This is a genomic window from Pseudomonas sp. 21, from assembly GCF_000955805.1.
In the GTDB taxonomy this organism is placed as follows: Bacteria; Pseudomonadota; Gammaproteobacteria; order Pseudomonadales; family Pseudomonadaceae; genus Pseudomonas.
The window spans coordinates 81,692-101,440 of sequence record NZ_JYOA01000004.1 but is presented as its reverse complement, the minus strand read 5'-3'; the positions used below and the strand labels follow the sequence as shown (position 1 = coordinate 101,440).

Sequence of the window (19,749 nt, the reverse complement as noted above, 5' to 3'; positions counted from 1 at the left end):
CGACCAAGAGGTAAGCCGTCATGGCAAGAGTTCGTCACAAGCGCAAGCCGGTCGCGGAAATGAACGTGGTGCCCTACATCGACGTGATGTTGGTACTGCTGGTCATTTTCATGGTGACCGCGCCCATGCTCAACCAGGGGGTCAAGGTCGACCTGCCCAAGGTTTCCAGCGAAGCGCTGCCGCAGGATAACGATTCCCGCGTGCTCACCATCTCCATCAAGGCCGACAAGACCTACTACTGGAACATGGGCTCCGAAGTGGACCCGGATCAGGGCAAGGGCAGCCAGACTGCCGTAGACCTCGATCAACTGGTCAACGCTGCCACCGGCATCATGGCCGAGAACAGCCGCCAGGGTAAGAAAGTCCAGGTCTTCGTCCGTGGGGACAAGGCAGTCGACTATGGCTCGGTCATGGCCGTCATGGGCGGTCTGCAGAAAGCCGGAGTCGGCAACGTCGGTCTGATTACCGAGGCACCAGGTAGTTGATGCACCAGCTCGAGCGCTCTCAATCGGAAGGCTACTTCTGGCCAACGGTCCTGGCCGTGGCCCTGCATGTCCTGATCTTCGCCATGCTGTTCGTCAGCTGGGCCAGTACGCCTGAACTGCCGCCTTCGCGGCCGATCGTCCAGGCTACCCTGTACCAGCTGAAGTCCAAGAGCCAGGCGACCCAGCAGACCAACCAGAAGATAGCCGGCGAGGCGAAGAAGACTTCGGCCAAGCAATACGAGCAGGAGCAGCTCGAGCAGAAGAAGGCTGAGCAGCAGGCATTGGCTGCTGCGAAAGCCGAGGAACAAAAGAAGGCTGATGCGGCTCAAAAGGCTGCAGATGCCGCTGAGAAGGCCGCTGAAGCCAAGAAGGCTGACGACGCCAAGAGGGTGGCTGATGCCGCTGCGGCGGCCAAGAAAGCGGCTGAGGCCAAGGCTGCCGAGCAGAAACAGCAGGCGGATATCGCCAAGAAGAAAGCCGAGGAAGAGGCCAAGAAAGAGGCCGCTGAAGAGGCGAAGAAGAAAGCTGCCGAGGAGGCCAAGAAGAAGGCCGCCGAGGACGCGAAGAAAAAAGCCGCCGCGGATGATGCCAAGAAGAAGGCTGCCGCGGTCGAAGCTGCGAAGAAGAAGGCTGCCGCTGCAGCCGCCGCCGCAGCCCGCAAGGCAACGGAAGACAAGAAGGCCCAGGCGCTGGCCGAACTGCTGTCGGATGACACGCAACGGCAACAGGCCCTGGCCGACGAGCAGGGTAACGAGGTGGCGGGCAACTTCGACGATCTGATCGTCAGCCTGGTGAGCCAGCAGTGGAGCCGTCCTCCTTCAGCTCGTAACGGAATGAGCGTAGAAGTGCTGATTCAGATGCTGCCGAGCGGCGCCATCACCAACGTGAGCGTGACCCGCTCCAGTGGTGACAAGCCGTTCGACGATTCGGCGGTGGCCGCGGTCCGAAATGTGGGCCGTATTCCCGAACTGCAAAAACTGGATCGCGCCACTTTCGATAGCCTGTATCGTCAGCGCCGAATGGTCTTCAAACCGGAGGATTTAGATCTGTGAGTACCCTGATTCGCTTTGCGCTCTTCGCCCTGGCCCTGGTGGCCGGCGCAGCGCAGGCCGCCGACCCGCTGGTGATCTCCAGTGGTCGTGACTCGGCCGTCCCGATCGCCGTGGTTCCGTTCGGCTGGCAGGGCGGCAACGTCCTGCCCGAAGACATGTCGAACATCATCGGCAACGACCTGCGCAACTCCGGTTACTTCGAACCGATTCCGCGCCAGAACATGATCAGTCAGCCGGCCCAGGCCAGCGAAGTGATCTACCGCGACTGGCAGGCACTCGGCGCGCAGTACGTGCTGGTCGGCAGCATCGTGCCCAGCGGTGGCCGTCTGCAGATCCAGTACGCCCTGCTCAACGTGGCGACCCAGGAGCAGGTCCTGACCGGCAGCGTGGGCGGCACCACCGACCAACTGCGCGACATGTCGCACTACATCGCCGACCAGTCGTTCGAGAAGCTCACCGGCATCAAGGGTGCGTTCTCCACCAAGATGCTCTACGTGACCGCAGAGCGCTTCTCGGTGGATAACACCCGCTACACCCTGCAGCGCTCCGATTATGATGGCGCTCGCCCGGTGACCCTGCTGCAATCGCGCGAGCCGATCCTTTCGCCGCGCTTCTCGCCCGATGGTCGTCGTATCGCCTACGTGTCCTTCGAGCAGAAGCGTCCGCGCATCTTCATGCAGTACGTCGACACTGGCCGCCGCGAGCAGATCTCCAACTTCGAAGGCCTCAACGGCGCCCCGGCCTTCTCGCCGGACGGCAACCGCCTGGCCTTCGTGCTGTCGCGCGACGGCAACCCGGAGATCTATGTGATGGACCTGGGCAGCCGCCAGCTGCGTCGCCTGACCAACAACTCGGCGATCGACACCGAACCTTTCTGGGGCGCGGACGGCTCGACCCTGTACTTCACCTCGGATCGTGGCGGCAAACCGCAGATCTACAAGATGAACGTGAACTCGGGCGCTACCGACCGCGTGACCTTCATCGGCAACTACAACGCCAACCCGAAACTGTCGGCTGACGAGAAGACCCTGGTCATGGTTCATCGCCAGGACGGTTTCACCAACTTCCAGATTGCAGCCCAGGACCTTCAGCGCGGTAATCTCCGGGTACTTTCCAACACCAACCTGGATGATTCGCCCACTGTTGCGCCAAATGGCACGATGCTAATATATGCCACCCGCCAGCAGGACCGGGGCGTGTTGATGCTCGTGAGCATCAACGGACGTGTTCGGTTACCGCTACCCACCGCTCAAGGCGACGTGCGCGAGCCTTCCTGGTCCCCTTACCTGAACTGACGGTTGCCAACTGTTTCAAATTTATACACTGGGGTTCATTAGGAGTTACATGATGGAAATGCTGAAATTCGGCAAATTTGCCGTTATCGCCCTCGCCATGGCCGTTGCCGTAGGCTGCTCGTCCAAGAAAGGCGATGCTACTGGTGAAGGCGCCAATGGCGGCGTTGATCCGAACGCTGGCTACGGCGCCAACAGCGGTGCCGTTGACGGCTCCCTGAGCGACGAAGCCGCTCTGCGCGCTATCACCACCTTCTACTTCGAGTACGACAGCTCCGACCTGAAGCCGGAAGCCATGCGTGCCCTGGACGTACACGCCAAGGACCTGAAAGGTTCCGGCCAGCGCGTAGTCCTGGAAGGTCACACTGACGAGCGCGGCACCCGCGAGTACAACATGGCTCTGGGCGAGCGTCGCGCCAAGGCCGTTCAGCGCTACCTGGTACTGCAGGGCGTTTCCCCGGCTCAGCTGGAACTGGTTTCCTACGGCAAAGAGCGTCCGGTTGCCACTGGCCACGACGAGCAGTCCTGGGCCCAGAACCGTCGCGTTGAGCTGAAGAAGTAAGACCTGATGCCGATGCGCCTGCGTTTTCTGACCTTGATCGCATGCGGACTGCCCCTCATGGCGGCAGCCGCGGTTCCGGTACAGGACGGTAATGGTGGCTATGCCAGCACACCGCCCTCGGGTTATGGCACCGCAGGCGCTGATGGCGCCTACGCCGGAGGCGGGATGACAACTCCCGTCTCCGGTCAGGCTCAGCTGTTCATGCAGCTGCAGCAGATGCAGGACGAAATGTCCCGTCTGCGCGGCATGCTCGAAGAGCAGCAGAACCAGATCCAGCAAATGAAGCAGGAAAACCAGGAACGCTTCCAGGACATCGACAGCCGCCTTTCCAGCGGTGCAGGTGCAGGAGCGGCCGGTGCTGCTGTTCAATCCAATTCCCCCGCTGCCGCTGCCGGCGCCAGTGCCGGAGCTGCCGCCGGAGCAGGCGTTGCCGCCGCCCAGCAACAGCAGCCCGCTGCCAGCAGCGAGCCGGGTGACCCGGCAAAAGAGAAGCTGTACTACGACGCCGCCTTCGACCTGATCAAGGCCAAGGACTTTGACAAGGCCAGCCAGGCCTTTGGCGCTTTCCTGCGCAAGTACCCGAACAGCCAGTACGCGGGTAACGCGCAGTACTGGCTCGGTGAAGTGAACCTCGCGAAAGGTGACTTGCAGGGAGCCGGCCAGGCCTTCGCCCGCGTCAGCCAGGCCTACCCGAGCAGCGCCAAGGTGCCGGACTCGCTGTACAAGCTCGCCGACGTCGAGCGCCGCCTGGGCAACAACGACAAGGCTCGCGGCATCCTGCAGCAGGTGGTCGCGCAGTATCCGGGCACTTCCGCTGCCCAGCTGTCCCAGCGTGATCTGAAGAACCTCAAGTAAGCTTCCTATCTCGCAGTCTGAAAACCCGCGCCCGTCGCGGGTTTTTTCGTTAGAATTCCCGCCCCCGGAAAAAGCCAGTGGTTTCAGCCGCGCTGATGTCTGCTGTGTACCGGGATTGCCGAGCGCCTCTCCAGTGCGCTCACGACTCCAACGCAACGGAGGCGGATGGCCTGTATAGCCGTCACGCCCGTGGCTGATATGCAACAGACCCTGCGCATTACCGAGATTTTCTACTCGCTGCAGGGGGAAACGCGCACCGCCGGCTTGCCGACCGTGTTCGTACGCCTGACCGGCTGTCCCCTGCGCTGCAATTACTGCGATACCGCCTATGCCTTCAGTGGCGGCGAAATCCAGAGCCTCGACGCTATCCTCGATCAGGTCGCCCGGTATCGCCCGCGCTACGTCTGCGTGACCGGCGGCGAGCCGCTGGCGCAGCCAAACTGCATTCCGCTGCTCGAGCGCCTGTGCGATGCCGGCTACGACGTCTCGCTGGAAACCAGTGGCGCGCTGGACATTTCCGTCACCGACCGCCGCGTCAGCCGCATTCTTGACCTGAAGACCCCCGGCTCCGGGGAAGTGGCGCGCAATCGCTACGAGAATGTTGGCGAGCTGACCTCCAACGATCAGGTCAAGTTCGTCATCTGCTCCCGCGAGGACTACGACTGGGCGGTCTCCAAGCTGATCGAGTATCGCCTGGAGGAGCGCGCCGGCGAGGTGCTGTTCTCGCCCAGCCACCGCCAGGTGGACGCGCGCGCGCTGGCCGACTGGATTGTCAGCGACAACCTGCCGGTCCGCCTGCAGCTGCAATTGCACAAGATTCTCTGGAACGATGAGCCGGGCCACTGAGCGCGGAGGAGACCCTGTTGATGTCCGACAAGAACGCTACGAACGACAAGAAGGCCGTGATCCTGCTCTCCGGTGGCCTGGATTCCGCGACCGTGGTCGCCATGGCCAAGGCCGAGGGTTACGACTGCTACACCATGAGCTTCGACTACGGCCAGCGTCACCGCGCCGAGTTGCAGGCCGCTGAGCGCGTCGCCCGCCAGCTGGGCGTGGTCGAGCACAAGGTGATCGGCCTCGATCTGAATGGCATCGGTGGTTCCGCGCTGACCGACAGCAGCATCGATGTTCCCCAAGCCCCCAGTGAAGGCATTCCGGTGACCTATGTGCCGGCGCGCAATACCGTGTTCCTTTCGCTGGCCCTGGGCTGGGCGGAAGTGCTGGGCGCACGGGACATCTTCATCGGCGTGAATGCCGTGGATTACTCCGGCTACCCGGACTGCCGCCCGGAGTTCGTCGAGGCGTTCGAGCGCATGGCGAACCTGGCGACCAAGGCAGGAGTGGAGGGCGACGGCTTCCGTATCCAGGCGCCGCTACAGTTCCTTTCCAAGGCGCAGATCATCGAGGCAGGCGTCGCTCGCGGCGTCGATTATGGCCTCACCGTTTCCTGCTATCAGGCCGACGATGAGGGGCGTGCTTGCCGCAAATGTGACAGCTGCCGACTGCGCTCCGAAGGCTTTTCCGCCGCCGGAATTTCCGACCCCACGCGATATTTCTGAAAAAAGTTTTCTCGGGGTGTTGTTTTTACGTTAGAAATCAGTATTATACGCACCACGTCGGGTCGTTAGCTCAGTCGGTAGAGCAGTTGGCTTTTAACCAATTGGTCGTAGGTTCGAATCCTACACGACCCACCATCAAATCCTGTGAAAGCCCCGTGATCGAAAGGTCACGGGGCTTTTGCCATGTGCCGGAAAAAGTCCGCCGCGCGGCAGTCCTCGGCCCGCCGCGACGAGGGATGGTGGTGATAAAATCGCCGGCATAATCAGACCGTGCCTGTTGAGGTTTACACACGATGTCCCAGATTTCCGAACGCCTTCTGGTTCAGGCCCATCTGGCGGCGAAACAGCCGCGGGTGTTGAGCGCACAGGAAGAGGCCGACTACCGTGCGGCCATCGCTGCCGAGTTGAAGGCGCAGAACGCTGTGCTCGTCGCGCACTATTACTGCGATCCGGTGATCCAGGCGCTGGCTGAAGAGACCGGCGGCTGCGTTTCCGATTCGCTGGAAATGGCCCGCTTCGGCAACCAGCACTCGGCGCAGACCGTGGTGGTGGCCGGTGTTCGCTTCATGGGCGAGACCGCGAAGATTCTCAACCCGGAAAAGCGTGTGCTGATGCCCACGCTGGAGGCGACCTGCTCGCTGGACCTGGGGTGCCCGGTGGAGGAGTTCTCGGCGTTCTGCGACCAGCATCCGGAGCGCACCGTGGTCGTTTACGCGAACACCTCGGCGGCCGTGAAAGCGCGTGCGGACTGGGTGGTGACCTCCAGCTGCGCCGTGGAGATCGTCGAGCACCTGATGGACAACGGCGAGCCGATCCTCTGGGCGCCGGACCAGCACCTGGGCCGCTACATCCAGCGCGAAACCGGTGCGGACATGCTGCTCTGGGACGGTGCCTGCATCGTTCACGAGGAGTTCAAGGCCAAGCAGCTGGAAGACCTCAAGGCCGTCTATCCGGACGCCGCGATCCTGGTGCACCCGGAATCACCGGAAGCGGTGGTTGAGTTGGCCGATGCGGTGGGCTCCACCAGCCAGTTGATCAAGGCCGCGCAGACGATGCCGAACAAGCGCTTCATCGTCGCCACCGACCGCGGCATCTTCTACAAGATGCAGCAGCTGTGCCCGGACAAGGAGTTCATCGAGGCGCCCACCGCCGGTAACGGCGCGGCTTGCCGCAGCTGCGCGCACTGCCCGTGGATGGCCATGAACACCCTGGAGCGTACCCTGGCGTGCCTGAAGGAAGGCTCGGGGGAAATCCTCGTCGACCCGGCGCTGATTCCCAAGGCGATCAAGCCGCTCAAGCGCATGCTCGACTTCACCCAGGCGGCGAAGCTGAAACTGGCGGGCAACGCCTGACGCGCGCGGCGCCATGAAAAAGCCCGGCAGATGCCGGGCTTTTTCTTTGGGGCTTTTGTAGGAGCGAGCTTGCTCGCGAACCGCTTGATACCACTGACTGCCGTAATGGGTTCGCGAGCAAGCTCGCTCCTACAGGCAGGGCCTGCGTGATTGCTCAGCGCCCCATCATTTCCTTGAGGATGCGTTCCTGATCGCGGAACTCCTGCTGGCGTGCATCCAGGCGCGCCGCCAGGGTGAAGTTGCCGCCGGCGCGACGCTTGGCGAAGTCCAGTTGCTCGATCGCCTGCTTGTAGTCGCCGGTCAGCGCGTAGTACTCAGCGCGGGCCTGGTACACGCCAATGGCGTTGCCACTCAGGGTGCAGGCGTCGGCGAGGCGGTTCCACACGTCCGGGTCCAGCGGGCGGCGCTGGGAGAGCTTGAACAGCGTCTTCTCGGCGTCGGCGGCGCGGTTGGTCTTCATCATCAGGTCGGCATTGGCCTGGATCAGCGGGTAGCTGTCCGGGTACTGGCCGAGCATCTTCTGCACCCGCGCCTGGGCGTCGGGCAGCTTGTTGGCGGTGATGTCGAGATCGGACATGGCCAGGTTGTAGCTGATGTCGTTGGGTGCCTTGGCCAGCAGTTGCTGGAGGTTGCTGCGGGCGTCGTTGAGCTGGCCGATCTTGGTCTGCGACAGCGCGAGTCCGTAGCGCGCGGCGTCGTTCTTCGGGTCATCGTCGAGTTGCGCGCGGAACTGCTTGCTGGCCATGCCGGGGGTGTCTTCGAACATCTGCTGGACGCGGGCGCGCATCAGCTCGTAGCGCAGCGAGTCTTCCTTGCCGCCCTTGGGATACTGCTCGGCGCGGTTGCGGGTGTCGGCGATACGCGACTCGGTGACCGGGTGGGTCAGCAGGAATTCCGGCGGCTTGCCCTCGTAGCGATACTGGCGGGCCAGGCGCTCGAACATGTTGGGCATGGAGCGCGGGTCATAGCCGGCGCGGACCATGGTGGCGACGCCGACGCGGTCGGCCTCCTGCTCGTTCTGCCGGGAGAAGCGCAGCTGGTTCTGGATCGCCGCGGCCTGGGTGCCGGCAATGGCGGCAATGCCGGCGTCACCGGCGCCCGCGGCAGCGGCGACGATGCCGGCCAGCATGGCGGCCATCACCGGGATCTGCATGCGCTGCTGCGCCTCGATGCCGCGGGCGAAGTGGCGTTGGCTCAGGTGGCCGAGTTCGTGCGCCAGTACCGCGATGTATTCGCCTTCGGTCTGGGCGTAGATGAACAGGCCGCCGTTGACGCCGACCACGCCGCCAGGGGCGGCGAAGGCGTTGATCTGCTTGTCGCGGATCAGGATGAAGGCCAGGCGGTGGTCCTGCAGTTCGCTGGACTCGGCCAGGCGGTAGACGCTGGACTCGACATAGTCCTTGAGTTGCGGATCGTTGAGCGTGTCGACCTGGTTGCGCAGCATGCTCAGCCAGGCGCGGCCGAGCTGGAATTCCTGCTCCGGGGAAACGATGGACGAGCTGGCGTCCCCCAGGGAAGGAAGGTCGTCCGCCAGGGCTGGCATGGCAAAGGCGATAGCGAGCGACAGCAGGGCAGGGCGGAGTACTTTCATGTACACGAGGCTCGTTCCGAGAAAGGCTCTACTTTAGCTGCACGCAAACGCCTATGCCTAGTTTGCAGGGCGGAAGTACGGCGCAATTCGAAACGGGTATTTCCGCTCCGCTGCCGTTTTAACCCGCGAGGCTGACGGCTTGATTAATGGTCTGTGTCTCGGCCGGGCCTGGTTACTTTTCCAACGCTTTCGGTATTCTTGGGCGCCCTGACCGGAGTTCGTTTCGATGTCCGATTCCACGCCGTCCGTTCCCGCCTGTGACGCGGAGCTGGACGCCAGCGGTCTCAATTGTCCGTTGCCGCTGCTCAAGGCCAAGCTCGAGCTGAACAAGCTGCCCAGCGGGGCGGTGCTCAAGGTGATCGCCACCGATGCTGGCTCCCAGCGCGACTTCCGCGTTTTCGCCGATCTTGCCGGGCACTCACTGCTGCATGAAGAGGTCGAAGGCGGCGTCTATCGCTACTGGCTTCGCAAGAAGTAGCCCTGAAGTTTCCGGGTAACCGGGACGTTACCCTTTGTCGTTTCGTAGGCCCTTACATGCTCAAGGTTTTGCAGGACTGGATGCAGCGCTATTTCTCCGACGAGGAGGCGATAGTGCTGGCGGTCATTCTCGGGCTCGGGTTCACCGTCATCCTGGCCTTTGGCGGGATGCTCGCTCCGGTGCTGGCAGCGATGGTCATCGCCTTCCTGATCCAGGGCATGGTCGGTGTGCTGGAGCGCCTGCGCGTGCCGCACCTGTTCGCGGTGTGGCTGGTGTATTCGCTGTTCCTTGGCCTGCTGGCGGTGTTCCTGCTGGTGCTGGTGCCGCTGCTGTGGAAGCAGCTGTTCACCCTGTTCAACGAGCTGCCCGGCATGCTCGGCGAGTGGCAGGCGACGTTGCTGATGCTGCCCGAGCGCTACCCGGACATGGTGACCGAGGAACAGGTGCTGCGTACCGTCGAGGCGGCGCGCAACGAGCTGGGGCAGCTTGGCCAGTGGGCGCTGACCTTCTCCCTGTCTGGGCTGCCGGTGGTGGTCAACATCATGATCTACCTGGTGCTGGTGCCGATCCTGGTGTTCTTCTTCCTCAAGGATCGCCGGCGCTTCTACCACTGGTTCCGCCGCTACCTGCCCCGCGAGCGCGGGCTGATGAAGCAGGTGTGGAACGAGATGAACCAGCAGATTGCCAACTACATCCGCGGCAAGGTCATCGAGATCTTCATCACCGGCGTGGCGACCTACATCGCCTTCGCCGTGCTGGGGCTCAACTACGCGGCGCTGCTCGCGCTGCTGGTCGGTCTTTCGGTGGTGGTGCCGTACATCGGCGCGGTGGTGGTCACCGTGCCGGTGGCGATGATCGCGCTGTTCCAGTGGGGCTGGAGCGACCAGTTCATCTACCTGATGGCTGCGCACGCGATCATCCAGGCGCTGGATGGCAACGTGCTGGTGCCGCTGCTGTTCTCCGAAGCGGTGAACCTGCACCCGGTAGCGATTATCTGTGCGGTGCTGCTGTTCGGCGGGTTGTGGGGTTTCTGGGGCGTGTTCTTCGCCATCCCGCTGGCGACCCTGGTGAAGGCCGTGCTGGATGCCTGGCCGCGGCAGCCGCCGTTGGAGCCGCAAGTCAGTCCGATGATGTAAAGGAAAAAGGCCGCTGATCAGCGGCCTTTTTCATGGAGCTGGCTCCGCGGCTTACTGGTTCAGCGCCTGGGCGGCAGCGAGCACGGCATCCACATGCCCGGGCACTTTCACGCCGCGCCATTCCTGGCGCAGCACGCCCTTGGCGTCGATCAGGAAGGTGCTGCGGTCGACCCCCATGTATTCCTTGCCGTAGAGCTTCTTCAGCTTGATCACGTCGAACAGCTGGCAGACGGCTTCGTCCTTGTCACTGATCAGCTCGAAGGGGAAGCACTGCTTGGCCTTGAAGTTCTCGTGGGACTTGATGCCGTCTCGGGAGACACCGAATACCAGGGTGTTGGCCTTGGCGAAGTCCTCGATCTTGTCGCGGAAGCCCTGGCCCTCGGTGGTGCAGCCCGGGGTGCTGTCCTTGGGGTAGAAGTACAGGACGACCTGTTTGCCCTTGAGCTCGGACAGGCGGAATTCGACGCCGCTGGTGGCCGGGGCCTGGAAATCGGCGACGGGCTTGTTCAGTTCGACTGCCATTGGAATGTTCTCCTTGGGAGCATCCTTACGGATGCTGCGGACGCCAGGGTTCGATCAGCGCATCCAGGTTCAGCGCATCGGCGAAGTCGAGGAACTGATCGCGCAGCCAGCTGATCTGGGTGCCGGCCGGCAGCGTCACGGTGAGCGTGGCGTTGAGCATGCTGGTGTTGGTGTGCGGCGCCTGGTAGGTGTCGCAGGTGAGGTTCTCCAGTTCGATATTGTGATCGATGAAGAACTGGCACAGCTCGTTGAGGATGTCCGGGCGATAGACGGCGCTGACATAAGCCACGTAGGGCAAGGCCTGGGCGCGGGTTACGTGGACATTGCTGCGGGTGACGCTGAGGGTGAAGCCGTGGCGCTTGGCCAGGGGAGGCAGGCCGCCCTCCAGGCGGGCCAGGGCATCCCAGCTGCCGGAGATCTGCAGGATCAGCGCGCTGAACTCGCCATGGCGGGTCAGGCGGCTGCTGACCACCGAGCAGCGGTTGTCGACGCAGGTGCGACACAGCACGCTGGTCAACTCCATCGGGTTCGGGCCCAGAGCACTGATCAGAAGGAATTGTTCACGAGGGTGAGAGGCGGACATGCAGCTTTCCTGGGAGTGGCGGCCAAGCGGGCCGCATCGACAAAGGAGAAAGGGTAGCGAAAAGCGCCGATGAGGGGAATGTCTGGCCGCTCGCGGGTCGCTGCGTCACCTTGTGCGTGGCCGGTGGCGACAGTACCATTACGGCTTTCTTTTTCCGGCAGGAGCGGTTGCATGATTGCGGGCAGTATGGTGGCGCTGGTCACCCCCTTCGATGCTCAGGGTCGACTGGATTGGGACAGCCTCGCCAAGCTGGTGGACTTCCACCTGCAGGAAGGCACCAATGCCATCGTAGCGGTCGGCACCACGGGTGAGTCGGCCACTCTGGACGTGAACGAACACCTGGACGTCATCCGTCGCGTCGTCGACCAGGTCAACGGCCGTATCCCGGTCATCGCCGGCACCGGCGCCAACTCCACCCGCGAGGCGGTCGAGCTGACCGAGGCTGCCAAGTCCGGTGGCGCCGACGCCTGCCTGCTGGTGACCCCGTACTACAACAAGCCGACCCAGGAAGGCCTTTACCAGCACTTCCGCCACATCGCCGAAGCCGTGGCCATCCCGCAGATCCTCTACAACGTGCCGGGCCGTACCGCCTGCGACATGCTGCCCGAGACCGTCGAGCGCCTGTCCAAGGTGCCGAACATCGTCGGCATCAAGGAAGCCACCGGCGACCTGCAGCGCGGCAAGGAAGTACTGGACCGCGTCGGCAAGGATTTCCTCGTCTACTCCGGTGACGACGCCACCGCTGTCGAGCTGATGCTGATGGGGGGCAAGGGCAACATCTCGGTGACCGCCAACGTCGCCCCGCGCGCCATGAGTGACCTCTGCGCCGCCGCCATGCGTGGCGATGCCGCCGCTGCCCGTGCCATCAACGATCGCCTGATGCCGCTGCACAAGTCCCTGTTCATCGAATCCAACCCCATCCCGGTCAAGTTTGCCCTGCACGAAATGGGGCTGATTCCAGAGGGCATCCGCCTGCCTCTGACCTGGCTCAGCCCGCGCTGCCACGAACCGCTGCGTCAGGCCATGCGCCAGACCGGCGTCCTGGCCTAAGGAGCTCCCTCGCATGAAGCGACTGGCAGGACTGACTGCGCTCGCCCTGGTTATCGGCAACACCTCCGGCTGCGGCTGGCTGTGGGGCCCGGAAGGCTACTTCCGTGACCGTGGCGACGACTACCTCAACGCCCGTGAAACCGCACCGATGAAGGTGCCCGAGGGCATGCAGAGCAAACAGCTCGACCCGCTGCTGCCCATCCCGATGAACGTCGCCACCAGCACCGAGAAGGAAGGCGAGTTCGAAGTGCCGCGTCCGCAGCCGCTGTCCGGCGCCGGCGAAGTCAGCGACTTCAGCCTGCAGAAGAGCGGCGACTCGCGCTGGCTGGTTGCCCAGCGCCCGCCGGCCGAAGTCTGGCCGGTCGCCCACCAGTTCTTCCAGGACAACGGCTTCTCCATTGCCAACGAACGTCCGCAGACTGGCGAATTCAGCACCAACTGGCAGCCGCTGTCGCAGCTCTCCGCGCCCCTGGCGCGTCGCCTGAGCAGTCGTGTGTCGGGCGTCGAGCCTGACAGCGAAGCGCGCGTTCGCGTGCGCATCGAGCCAGGTGTGCAGACCAACACCAGTGAAGTCTACGTGCTGAGCGAAACCCGCCCGGCCGGCAGCACCGCCAGCGGTGACTGGCCGACCAAGCCGGCCGTACCGAGCCTGGACGCCGCGCTGCTCGACGAGATGATCGCCAGCATGGCCACCAGCGCCGAGAAGGGCGGCTCCGTCTCCCTGCTCGCCGCGCATTCGGACTACGACACCCCCGGCGCCGTCCAGTTGAACAAGGACGGCAGCGGCAACCCGGTACTGACCGTCGACTCCGACTTCGACCGTGCCTGGGTCAGCGTCGGCCGTGCACTGGATCGCGCCGACATCCGTGTCGACGACCTCAACCGCAGCCTGGGCGTGTACTACGTCAACATCGCCGAAGGCGCGAAGAAGAAGGACGAAGACAAGCCTGGCTTCTTCAGCCGCCTGTTCGGCGGTGGCGAGAAGACCAAGGAAGAGGAAGACGCCAAGGCCCAGCGCTACCAGGTTCGCCTGACCAGCGTGAGCAACACCGTCCAGATCACCGTCGACAAAGACATCAACACCTCCGCACCGGCTGACGTGGCGCAGGGTGTGTTGGAAAAACTCCAGGAGAGTATGCGGAATGCACTTCGCGGTCCTGGGGAGCGGAAGCCGGGGCAATTCGGCCTTGGTGAGCAGTTCTGACACCCGGATACTGATCGATTGCGGCTTCCCGCTGCGTGAAACCATCCGCCGTCTGGCGCGCCTGGGTGTAGAGCCCGGGCAGTTGGACGCGGTACTGGTCACGCACGAGCACTCCGATCACATCAACGGCGTCGAACTGCTGGCCCGGCACCATCGAATACCCGTGTACCTCAGCGCCGGCACCCTGCAGGGAATGCGCAAGCCGGTGACGCCGGCGGGGCTGCTCAAGTGCGGCGACCGCCTGGTACTGAAAGACCTGGAAGTCACTGCAGTGAGCGTCTCCCACGATGCGTGGGAGCCCCTGCAGTACGTGTTTTCCGATGGCCGGAAGCGCTTTGGGCAGCTCACCGATCTGGGTGCTGCCACGGCGCAGGTGCTGGAATGCTATCGTGGCCTCGATGCGTTGATCATCGAGGCGAATCACGATACCGACATGCTGGCCCGCGGTCCGTATCCCTACCCACTCAAGGTTCGTGTAGGCGGCCAGTGGGGACATTTGAACAACCGGCAGGCCGCCGAACTCGTGGCTCAGCTGGGCTGGGAAAGCTTGCAGCACCTGGTGCTGGCGCATCTCAGCGAAAAGAACAACTCGCCGCAGCTGGCCCGGCAAAGCTTCGTCGACACCCTCGGGTGCGACCCGGACTGGCTGCAGGTAGCCGATCAGCATTCTGGACTCGACTGGCGCACCATCGCCTGAGCCCACCCCCTAAGCAAGCGGAGCCCATCATGGAAAAACGCGAAGAACTCTATCGCGGCAAGGCCAAGTCGGTTTACACCACCGATGACGCCGACCGCCTCGTCCTGCTGTTCCGCAACGACACCTCGGCGTTCGACGGCAAGCGCATCGAGCAGCTCGATCGCAAAGGCATGGTGAACAACAAGTTCAACGCCTTCATCATGCAGAAGCTCGAAGCCGCCGGCATCCCGACCCAGTTCGACGCCCTGCTGTCGGACAACGAAGTACTGGTCAAGAAGCTCGCCATGATCCCGGTCGAGTGCGTGGTGCGTAACTACGCCGCCGGCAGCCTGGTACGCCGCCTGGGCGTGGAAGAGGGCTTGCAGCTCACTCCGCCGACTTTCGAACTGTTCCTGAAGAACGACGCCCTGGGTGACCCGTTCATCAACGAATCCCACGTCCAGGCCTTTGGCTGGGCGACCCTGGAGCAACTGGCCGAAATGAAGGCCTACTCCTTCAAGGTCAATGAAGTGCTGAACAAGCTGTTCGACGACGCCGGCCTGCTGCTGGTGGACTTCAAGCTCGAGTTCGGCCTGTTCCACGGCAAGATTGTCCTGGGCGACGAGTTCAGCCCGGACGGCTGCCGCCTGTGGGACAAGGAAACCCGCAAGAAGATGGACAAGGACCGCTTCCGCCAGGGTCTGGGCGACGTCATCGAGGCCTACGAAGAAGTGGCTCACCGCCTCGGCGTGCCGCTCTGATCCGACCAGTGCACGCAAGCGTCTGATACCACGCGAAAAAATCCTGAATAAGGGCTTCGCCTTCAGGCTTCAAGCTGGTATCATGCGCGCCGCACGGAGAGATGCCGGAGTGGCCGAACGGGACGGATTCGAAATCCGTTGAACTGGCAACAGTTCCTAGGGTTCAAATCCCTATCTCTCCGCCATTACAGATGGCCAAAACCCCTGAAATGCCTAGCGTTTCAGGGGTTTTGTCTTTTCTGCGTCCTGAAAGTCCCCGCCCTACGCTCCATCACCCGCAATACCCATCCATCTTCTCTCGATTCTTCTGCGTCGGATCCGCTTGATACTGCTGCAGCCAGAACTGACATGGCGCGCTGTTGAAGCGTTTGTCACGTTCCGCTTTTTCGATCTCATGATTCTGCTGCTCCTGCGTAGCCTGCTGGCGTTGCAGGTATTGCTGGAACATTTCTTCGTTGCTGCGGGCCGGCGGGGGCGCCGTTGGTGACGGAGCGAGAGGGTGGGTGAGGGCGAGCGGAGCGTCGCGCCAGATCAGCCACGCGGTGGCGGCAACGGCCAGGCAACCGAGCCAGATGCCGGCGGCGATGGCGAGGGTGAGTTTCCAGAAGCTGAGGGTAGGCTGGGGCATGGGCAGTGGTTTTGGTTGGCTGAGCAACACAGATAACCCATCGCACCCCGCAAGGGAAAGAGGCAGGCCGCGGCGCCGAGGCGCCGCGGGTGCAGGCTCATTTCGGAGCGGCGGCGGACTCGTAGGCTTCGAGGGCGCGCAGGGAGTAGATGTAGGCGGCGCCAGCATTGAGCGAGATGGCGGTGGCCAGGGTCTGGGCGATCTCGGCTTCGGTGGCGCCAGCCTTGCGGGCGGCCTCGGCGTGAACGCCGATGCAGCCGTCGCAGCGGGTAGTGATGGCCACGGCGATGGCAATCAGTTCGCGGGTCTTGGCATCCAGGGCGTCGCCGTCGGCGGCGGCCGCTTCCAGAGCCTGGTAGGCGGCGATCATTTTCGGGTGTTTCTTGCCCAGGGCGCCGAAGGCTTTTTTCACGGCGGGGACGTACTCGGACCAATTGAACAGCATGATGCTTCTCCTTGAGGCCGGGAGTGGGTGTGGCCTTGAAGCTTAGTCTGCGTCAGTCCGCGTGCCGGGTATTGTCTGTTCCGCTCAGATTTTTCATCGATGCGCTCGACTGTTGCTGCTTTGCAGGGCGCAAGCGTCAACAGACGTCGAGGATTTCATAGCGCTGGCGTGCGCTGCCGGTACCCACTTCGACTTCATCGCCGGGGTGACGCTGGAGCAGGGCGCTGCCCAGTGGGGCGCGGGTGGTGATGACCAGGATCTCGGTGCCTTCGTGCTGCACCTTGAGGCCGGCTCCGTCCGGGCCGAGGAAGACCCAGCGCTGTTGGTCGCGCTCGTTGGTCAGTTGTACCAGGGCGCTGGTCTGGATGCCCTGTTCCTCGTCGAAATCGCGTAATTGAAGGTTCTCGAACAGCGACAGGGCCTGGCGGATTTCTTCCACGCGACGCGATTGGCCGGCGGCGAGGTAGGCTGCTTCCAGGCCGAGGGTGTCGTACTTGTTCTCGGCGATGTTTTCCTCGTGGGTCGCGGTCTCGTGGGCCGTCTGGGCGGCGCGCACGGCGACCTCCAAGTCTTCGGCGAGGCGGGCGAGGATCAGTTGGTAGGCGCGTTTCTTGTCCATGGCGGCGGGCTGGAAATAAAGCCGCCTATCCTAGGGACTTTGCCCTGTCCTGCGAAGGCGCTTTCAAGATTTTCCGGCGGCAGCCGATAGAGCGGCTGAACTCCCGGTACAAAGGACATCCGGCATGAGCCTTTCGATTACCTCGGCGAACCAGGCTTTCGCCAGTCAGCTACGCGTCGCCACCTCGACCACCACTGGTACGCAGGCTGACAGCGCCAATGAAAGCTCCGGCAGCCCGCGTCTGCAGGCAGGCGGAACGACGGAAAGCGAAAAGAGCAGCAGCTCCGCCAGTTCCGGCAAAGCCAGCACCACCGTTGAGCAATTGCAGAAACGCCTGAAGGAATTGCAGAAGCAGTTGCAGCAGGAGCAGCGGGAGCTGGCCGAAGCACAGAAGCGCCACTATTCCTCGGATGCCGAGCGCACCGCGGCGCTGATGGCCCTGCAGAGCCGCATCGCCAGTACCAGTGCGGCCATGCAGCAGACCGCCGCGGCGTTGGCCGAGGCGATCCGCAGGGCCGGTGGCAGTGGTGCCGGCTCGATGCTCAGCGCCAGCGCCTGAAGTGGATCAATAACCGGCTAGGATGTTGACGATCAACCCGCTGGCGATGGCCACCAGGATGTAGTCGCCATTGACGTACAGCCAGCGATGGTCGTGCGGCGGTGCGTACAGGTGGCGTGCTTGCCAGTCGGTGACCCAATAGCGGTCGCCGCGATAGTTCGGCTCCACGATCACGCCACGGCGCCAGTCGCGGTGGGGTACGGGCATGCCGGCCTGAGGGCGGTAGTCCGGGTTCCTGTAGTAGCGCGGATCCGCGTGGCCATTGCGCCCCTGGTTGTAGTTGCCGTGAGGCTGTTGTTGCTGGGGCCGTTGTTGATTGTGCTGCTGGTCCGGCCGTTGCTGCTGTTGCGGCGGTCGACTATCCGGATGGTTCGGACCATTGTCCGGGCCGCCCCCCGGCTGGGCGAAACTCGCCAGCGGGCTGCCGAGCATCAGGGCGGCACAGAACAGGGCGACAGACTTCTTCATGGTATTTCTCCTGGCGCAGCCGGCGTTGCCGGTGCGTGATTCCTGCTTTCATCTCCCGGACGATCCGGGTGCTTCATGAGACCGCGCGGTCAGGTCAACGAACGCCAAGCGTAAGTAAATGTTCGGTAAAGAAATTCTCTGCTTTGTCAGTTCGTTGATACAGAGCGGGCGAAAGCGGAGTTCGGCGTATTTCCCGTGCCGCGATCTTTGTGCGGTTACAGCATTTGGTGATATGTTTGTAGCAAATGCACTGACAGGGGATTCGCCATGAGCGCTCTGCTGAAGGAAAACCCGGTTGCCGATGCCGTCCTGGCCAAGGCCGTGCTGACGGCGCGCGAGCACCTGGCGATGACCCAGCAGGAACTGGCCGCCATCGTCGGAGTGGACCGCAGCGCGGTGAGTCGCTGGAAGCAGAACGGCCTGCGCGTGGACAGCAAGACTGGCGAGCTGGCGTTGCTGCTGGTGCGTATCTACCGCGCGCTGTTCGCCCTGTTCGGCGGCAATCATGAAGACATGCGCCACTTCCTGCGCACCGAGAACCGCCACCTGGGCGGCGTGCCATTGCAGTTGATGGAGCAGGTGCAGGGCCTGGTCGCGGTGGTCGAATACCTGGATGCCATCCGGGGCAAGGTCTGAATGTCCTTCACAGCCGGCGCCCGTCTCTGGGCCAAGTATGAGGATTCGGTCATCGCCCCCATTCGTGGGCGCCTGGTGCGACTGGTGGAAAGCCAGGGTCAGGTGGCGACGCTGCAGCTGGTGGACACCCTGGAAGAGCAGGCGCTGCTCGAGGAGTTGCTGGAAACCAGCAAGCCGCGCATGCCGCCACCTGCGGAGCCGCTGCACTATCTATTGAAGACACCGTTCCGCTATCCGCCGCTGCGCTGGGGCTCGCGTTTCGGTCGGCGGCATGAGCCGAGCCTGTTCTACGGCGCGCTCAAGCTGGAAACGGCCATGGCGGAGTCGGCTTTTTACCGCTTCGTACTGTGGGAAGGCATGGCGACACCGCCGCCCAGTGGGCGAATCCTTTCCGAGCATGCTTCGTTCGAGGCGCGTTTCCAGGTACAGAAAGGTGTGCGCCTTCACCTGCCGCCCTTCCGTGAACACGAAGCGCTGCTCGATCCCCAGGATTACAGCGTGACCCAGGGCCTGGGCAGCGCGATGCGCGAGGCGGGTGTGGAGGCCTTTGAATACCGTTCGGCACGCTGCCCGCAGGGCGGCGTGAACGTAGCGCTGTTCGCTCCTTCGGCGTTTACCGAAAAGCGCCCGCGTAACCTGATGCCGTGGCTGTGCGAGACGACTTCCGAGTACGTCGCCTTCAAGCATGCCCAGGTGCCCGACAGCCCGCGGCTCTACCGGCGCGAGCAGTACCTGGTGGAGGGCAGGTTGCCGCATCCGGCCTGACCGTTCATCGTTTTGCCACTGTCGTGTCATGGTGAGCGGTGTAAGTTACCGGATGGCCAAGCAGGGAGCGCCAGACCATGGATATACGGATAGCTGTCCATCCCAGCGACGATCGTCGCTGGCGCGTCTACCTCAACCAGTTCTTCTACGACTGCAACAGCCGCAGTGCTGCCGAGCGCATTTATGCGCGGGTCAGCGCCGCCGAGCGGCAGTCGATTCAGCTTCCCGAACCACCCCGCATCGTCCGGCCGCAGCGTGTGCCGCGCCGGCAGGTTCAGATCGCATGAAATTCTCCGGGTATCGGCGTCGGAAGACGGAGCTTCCGGCGCGCGCGTCGCCCGTGTTGAATGCACTGTCTGCCTGAGAATACTTCCTATCCACTGCCCTGAAACGGGGCGGTCGGCTGCTGCGTGGCGCGCACTTGTGCACAATGCTGACGCACTCTGTCAAGTCCCCGAAACATTGCAGTTG

The 19,749-nt window shown here is 63.3% G+C and carries 25 protein-coding genes and 2 tRNA genes; 20 read left to right on the top strand and 7 right to left on the bottom strand.

The features are described 5' to 3' along the window. Nucleotides 1-20: 20 nt before the first annotated feature. The 9 genes from tolR (at nt 21) to nadA (ending at nt 7,157) form a co-directional block, all read left to right on the top strand. On the top strand, nt 21-485 hold the full coding sequence (gene tolR, locus UB43_RS10060) for a protein TolR (protein WP_024763368.1): 465 nt from the start codon (nt 21-23) through the stop codon (nt 483-485). Next, nucleotides 482-1,537, top strand: a complete 1,056-nt coding sequence (tolA, locus tag UB43_RS10055; protein WP_156160388.1) for a cell envelope integrity protein TolA — start codon at nt 482-484, stop codon at nt 1,535-1,537. The genes tolR and tolA overlap by 4 nt, the downstream gene beginning before the upstream one ends. Further along, the gene (gene tolB / locus UB43_RS10050; protein WP_045210351.1) at nt 1,534-2,832 is read left to right on the top strand and encodes a Tol-Pal system beta propeller repeat protein TolB; all 1,299 of its coding nucleotides are present in this window, start codon (nt 1,534-1,536) and stop codon (nt 2,830-2,832) included. The genes tolA and tolB overlap by 4 nt, the downstream gene beginning before the upstream one ends. Nucleotides 2,833-2,884: 52 nt before the next feature. Further along, nucleotides 2,885-3,391, top strand: a complete 507-nt coding sequence (gene pal / locus UB43_RS10045) for a peptidoglycan-associated lipoprotein Pal (protein WP_017522099.1) — start codon at nt 2,885-2,887, stop codon at nt 3,389-3,391. 6 nt (nt 3,392-3,397) lie between these two features. After that, nucleotides 3,398-4,246: a tol-pal system protein YbgF gene (gene ybgF / locus UB43_RS10040; RefSeq protein ID WP_045210350.1), complete on the top strand. Its 849-nt coding sequence runs from the start codon at nt 3,398-3,400 to the stop codon at nt 4,244-4,246. A gap of 198 nt (nt 4,247-4,444) precedes the next feature. Next, nucleotides 4,445-5,092, top strand: coding sequence for a 7-carboxy-7-deazaguanine synthase QueE (queE, locus tag UB43_RS10035; protein WP_045210349.1), 648 nt, complete (start codon nt 4,445-4,447; stop codon nt 5,090-5,092). Between the two features lie 20 nt (nt 5,093-5,112). Further along, the gene (queC, locus tag UB43_RS10030; protein ID WP_045210348.1) at nt 5,113-5,805 is read left to right on the top strand and encodes a 7-cyano-7-deazaguanine synthase QueC; all 693 of its coding nucleotides are present in this window, start codon (nt 5,113-5,115) and stop codon (nt 5,803-5,805) included. A 59-nt stretch (nt 5,806-5,864) separates the two neighbouring features. Next, a tRNA-Lys gene (locus tag UB43_RS10025) sits at nt 5,865-5,940 on the top strand. Nucleotides 5,941-6,098: 158 nt separating this feature from the next. Then, a complete protein-coding gene (gene nadA / locus UB43_RS10020) occupies nt 6,099-7,157 on the top strand; it encodes a quinolinate synthase NadA (RefSeq protein WP_045210347.1) in 1,059 nt (352 codons plus the stop codon). A 154-nt stretch (nt 7,158-7,311) separates the two neighbouring features. On the opposite strand, the gene UB43_RS10015 is transcribed toward nadA, so the two are convergent. After that, nucleotides 7,312-8,748 (bottom strand): M48 family metalloprotease, encoded by a 1,437-nt coding sequence (locus UB43_RS10015; protein WP_045210346.1) that lies wholly within the window; start codon nt 8,746-8,748, stop codon nt 7,312-7,314. A gap of 226 nt (nt 8,749-8,974) precedes the next feature. On the opposite strand from UB43_RS10015, the gene UB43_RS10010 reads away from it, so the two are divergent. Next, nucleotides 8,975-9,226, top strand: a complete 252-nt coding sequence (locus UB43_RS10010) for a sulfurtransferase TusA family protein (RefSeq protein WP_037016457.1) — start codon at nt 8,975-8,977, stop codon at nt 9,224-9,226. Between the two features lie 56 nt (nt 9,227-9,282). Further along, nucleotides 9,283-10,362 (top strand): AI-2E family transporter, encoded by a 1,080-nt coding sequence (locus tag UB43_RS10005; protein WP_045210345.1) that lies wholly within the window; start codon nt 9,283-9,285, stop codon nt 10,360-10,362. Between the two features lie 51 nt (nt 10,363-10,413). On the opposite strand, the gene UB43_RS10000 is transcribed toward UB43_RS10005, so the two are convergent. Next, a complete protein-coding gene (locus tag UB43_RS10000; protein WP_045210344.1) occupies nt 10,414-10,884 on the bottom strand; it encodes a peroxiredoxin in 471 nt (156 codons plus the stop codon). A 25-nt stretch (nt 10,885-10,909) separates the two neighbouring features. After that, on the bottom strand, nt 10,910-11,467 hold the full coding sequence (locus UB43_RS09995; RefSeq protein ID WP_024763378.1) for a glycine cleavage system protein R: 558 nt from the start codon (nt 11,465-11,467) through the stop codon (nt 10,910-10,912). A 171-nt stretch (nt 11,468-11,638) separates the two neighbouring features. Between UB43_RS09995 and dapA the strand changes: the two genes are divergently transcribed. The 5 genes from dapA (at nt 11,639) to UB43_RS09970 (ending at nt 15,343) form a co-directional block, all read left to right on the top strand. Then, nucleotides 11,639-12,517, top strand: coding sequence for a 4-hydroxy-tetrahydrodipicolinate synthase (gene dapA / locus UB43_RS09990; RefSeq protein ID WP_045210343.1), 879 nt, complete (start codon nt 11,639-11,641; stop codon nt 12,515-12,517). A gap of 13 nt (nt 12,518-12,530) precedes the next feature. Then, nucleotides 12,531-13,721 (top strand): outer membrane protein assembly factor BamC, encoded by a 1,191-nt coding sequence (gene bamC / locus UB43_RS09985; RefSeq protein ID WP_045210342.1) that lies wholly within the window; start codon nt 12,531-12,533, stop codon nt 13,719-13,721. After that, a complete protein-coding gene (locus tag UB43_RS09980; RefSeq protein WP_045210341.1) occupies nt 13,660-14,418 on the top strand; it encodes an MBL fold metallo-hydrolase in 759 nt (252 codons plus the stop codon). The genes bamC and UB43_RS09980 overlap by 62 nt, the downstream gene beginning before the upstream one ends. A gap of 29 nt (nt 14,419-14,447) precedes the next feature. After that, nucleotides 14,448-15,158, top strand: a complete 711-nt coding sequence (gene purC, locus UB43_RS09975; protein WP_045210340.1) for a phosphoribosylaminoimidazolesuccinocarboxamide synthase — start codon at nt 14,448-14,450, stop codon at nt 15,156-15,158. Between the two features lie 95 nt (nt 15,159-15,253). Continuing rightward, nucleotides 15,254-15,343 (top strand) — tRNA-Ser (locus UB43_RS09970). A gap of 86 nt (nt 15,344-15,429) precedes the next feature. Here UB43_RS09970 and UB43_RS09965 read toward each other — a convergent pair. The 3 genes from UB43_RS09965 to UB43_RS09955 form a co-directional block, all read right to left on the bottom strand. Then, on the bottom strand, nt 15,430-15,786 hold the full coding sequence (locus UB43_RS09965) for a hypothetical protein (RefSeq protein WP_045210339.1): 357 nt from the start codon (nt 15,784-15,786) through the stop codon (nt 15,430-15,432). A 97-nt stretch (nt 15,787-15,883) separates the two neighbouring features. Next, the gene (locus UB43_RS09960; RefSeq protein WP_017522075.1) at nt 15,884-16,231 is read right to left on the bottom strand and encodes a carboxymuconolactone decarboxylase family protein; all 348 of its coding nucleotides are present in this window, start codon (nt 16,229-16,231) and stop codon (nt 15,884-15,886) included. A 136-nt stretch (nt 16,232-16,367) separates the two neighbouring features. After that, the gene (locus UB43_RS09955; RefSeq protein WP_045210338.1) at nt 16,368-16,850 is read right to left on the bottom strand and encodes a GreA/GreB family elongation factor; all 483 of its coding nucleotides are present in this window, start codon (nt 16,848-16,850) and stop codon (nt 16,368-16,370) included. A gap of 124 nt (nt 16,851-16,974) precedes the next feature. On the opposite strand from UB43_RS09955, the gene UB43_RS09950 reads away from it, so the two are divergent. Then, nucleotides 16,975-17,409, top strand: coding sequence for a hypothetical protein (locus UB43_RS09950; RefSeq protein WP_045210337.1), 435 nt, complete (start codon nt 16,975-16,977; stop codon nt 17,407-17,409). Nucleotides 17,410-17,415: 6 nt separating this feature from the next. Here UB43_RS09950 and UB43_RS09945 read toward each other — a convergent pair whose 3' ends face one another. Further along, nucleotides 17,416-17,877, bottom strand: coding sequence for an RcnB family protein (locus UB43_RS09945; RefSeq protein ID WP_045210336.1), 462 nt, complete (start codon nt 17,875-17,877; stop codon nt 17,416-17,418). A gap of 267 nt (nt 17,878-18,144) precedes the next feature. On the opposite strand from UB43_RS09945, the gene UB43_RS09940 reads away from it, so the two are divergent. The 3 genes from UB43_RS09940 (at nt 18,145) to UB43_RS09930 (ending at nt 19,565) form a co-directional block, all read left to right on the top strand. Further along, the gene (locus UB43_RS09940) at nt 18,145-18,513 is read left to right on the top strand and encodes an antitoxin Xre/MbcA/ParS toxin-binding domain-containing protein (protein ID WP_045210335.1); all 369 of its coding nucleotides are present in this window, start codon (nt 18,145-18,147) and stop codon (nt 18,511-18,513) included. Next, nucleotides 18,514-19,278: an RES family NAD+ phosphorylase gene (locus UB43_RS09935; RefSeq protein WP_045210334.1), complete on the top strand. Its 765-nt coding sequence runs from the start codon at nt 18,514-18,516 to the stop codon at nt 19,276-19,278. 77 nt (nt 19,279-19,355) lie between these two features. Continuing rightward, on the top strand, nt 19,356-19,565 hold the full coding sequence (locus UB43_RS09930) for a hypothetical protein (protein ID WP_045210333.1): 210 nt from the start codon (nt 19,356-19,358) through the stop codon (nt 19,563-19,565). Nucleotides 19,566-19,749 lie beyond the last annotated feature (184 nt).

Excerpts from the sequence above, each read along its gene's own strand:
- UB43_RS10005 (WP_045210345.1), top strand. The coding sequence starts at position 9,283 with ATGCTCAAGGTTTTGCAGGACTGGATGCAGCGCTATTTCTCCGACGAG.
- purC (WP_045210340.1), top strand. The coding sequence starts at position 14,448 with ATGGAAAAACGCGAAGAACTCTATCGCGGCAAGGCCAAGTCGGTTTAC.
- queE (WP_045210349.1), top strand. The coding sequence starts at position 4,445 with ATGCAACAGACCCTGCGCATTACCGAGATTTTCTACTCGCTGCAGGGG.
- UB43_RS10010 (WP_037016457.1), top strand. The coding sequence starts at position 8,975 with ATGTCCGATTCCACGCCGTCCGTTCCCGCCTGTGACGCGGAGCTGGAC.
- UB43_RS09950 (WP_045210337.1), top strand. The coding sequence starts at position 16,975 with ATGAGCCTTTCGATTACCTCGGCGAACCAGGCTTTCGCCAGTCAGCTA.
- dapA (WP_045210343.1), top strand. The coding sequence starts at position 11,639 with ATGATTGCGGGCAGTATGGTGGCGCTGGTCACCCCCTTCGATGCTCAG.
- tolR (WP_024763368.1), top strand. The coding sequence starts at position 21 with ATGGCAAGAGTTCGTCACAAGCGCAAGCCGGTCGCGGAAATGAACGTG.
- nadA (WP_045210347.1), top strand. The coding sequence starts at position 6,099 with ATGTCCCAGATTTCCGAACGCCTTCTGGTTCAGGCCCATCTGGCGGCG.
- UB43_RS09995 (WP_024763378.1), bottom strand. The coding sequence starts at position 11,467 with ATGTCCGCCTCTCACCCTCGTGAACAATTCCTTCTGATCAGTGCTCTG.
- UB43_RS09945 (WP_045210336.1), bottom strand. The coding sequence starts at position 17,877 with ATGAAGAAGTCTGTCGCCCTGTTCTGTGCCGCCCTGATGCTCGGCAGC.
- ybgF (WP_045210350.1), top strand. The coding sequence starts at position 3,398 with ATGCCGATGCGCCTGCGTTTTCTGACCTTGATCGCATGCGGACTGCCC.
- queC (WP_045210348.1), top strand. The coding sequence starts at position 5,113 with ATGTCCGACAAGAACGCTACGAACGACAAGAAGGCCGTGATCCTGCTC.
- pal (WP_017522099.1), top strand. The coding sequence starts at position 2,885 with ATGGAAATGCTGAAATTCGGCAAATTTGCCGTTATCGCCCTCGCCATG.
- UB43_RS09930 (WP_045210333.1), top strand. The coding sequence starts at position 19,356 with ATGGATATACGGATAGCTGTCCATCCCAGCGACGATCGTCGCTGGCGC.
- UB43_RS09980 (WP_045210341.1), top strand. The coding sequence starts at position 13,660 with ATGCACTTCGCGGTCCTGGGGAGCGGAAGCCGGGGCAATTCGGCCTTG.
- UB43_RS09935 (WP_045210334.1), top strand. The coding sequence starts at position 18,514 with ATGTCCTTCACAGCCGGCGCCCGTCTCTGGGCCAAGTATGAGGATTCG.
- UB43_RS09955 (WP_045210338.1), bottom strand. The coding sequence starts at position 16,850 with ATGGACAAGAAACGCGCCTACCAACTGATCCTCGCCCGCCTCGCCGAA.
- bamC (WP_045210342.1), top strand. The coding sequence starts at position 12,531 with ATGAAGCGACTGGCAGGACTGACTGCGCTCGCCCTGGTTATCGGCAAC.
- UB43_RS10015 (WP_045210346.1), bottom strand. The coding sequence starts at position 8,748 with ATGAAAGTACTCCGCCCTGCCCTGCTGTCGCTCGCTATCGCCTTTGCC.
- UB43_RS10000 (WP_045210344.1), bottom strand. The coding sequence starts at position 10,884 with ATGGCAGTCGAACTGAACAAGCCCGTCGCCGATTTCCAGGCCCCGGCC.
- UB43_RS09960 (WP_017522075.1), bottom strand. The coding sequence starts at position 16,231 with ATGCTGTTCAATTGGTCCGAGTACGTCCCCGCCGTGAAAAAAGCCTTC.
- UB43_RS09965 (WP_045210339.1), bottom strand. The coding sequence starts at position 15,786 with ATGCCCCAGCCTACCCTCAGCTTCTGGAAACTCACCCTCGCCATCGCC.
- UB43_RS09940 (WP_045210335.1), top strand. The coding sequence starts at position 18,145 with ATGAGCGCTCTGCTGAAGGAAAACCCGGTTGCCGATGCCGTCCTGGCC.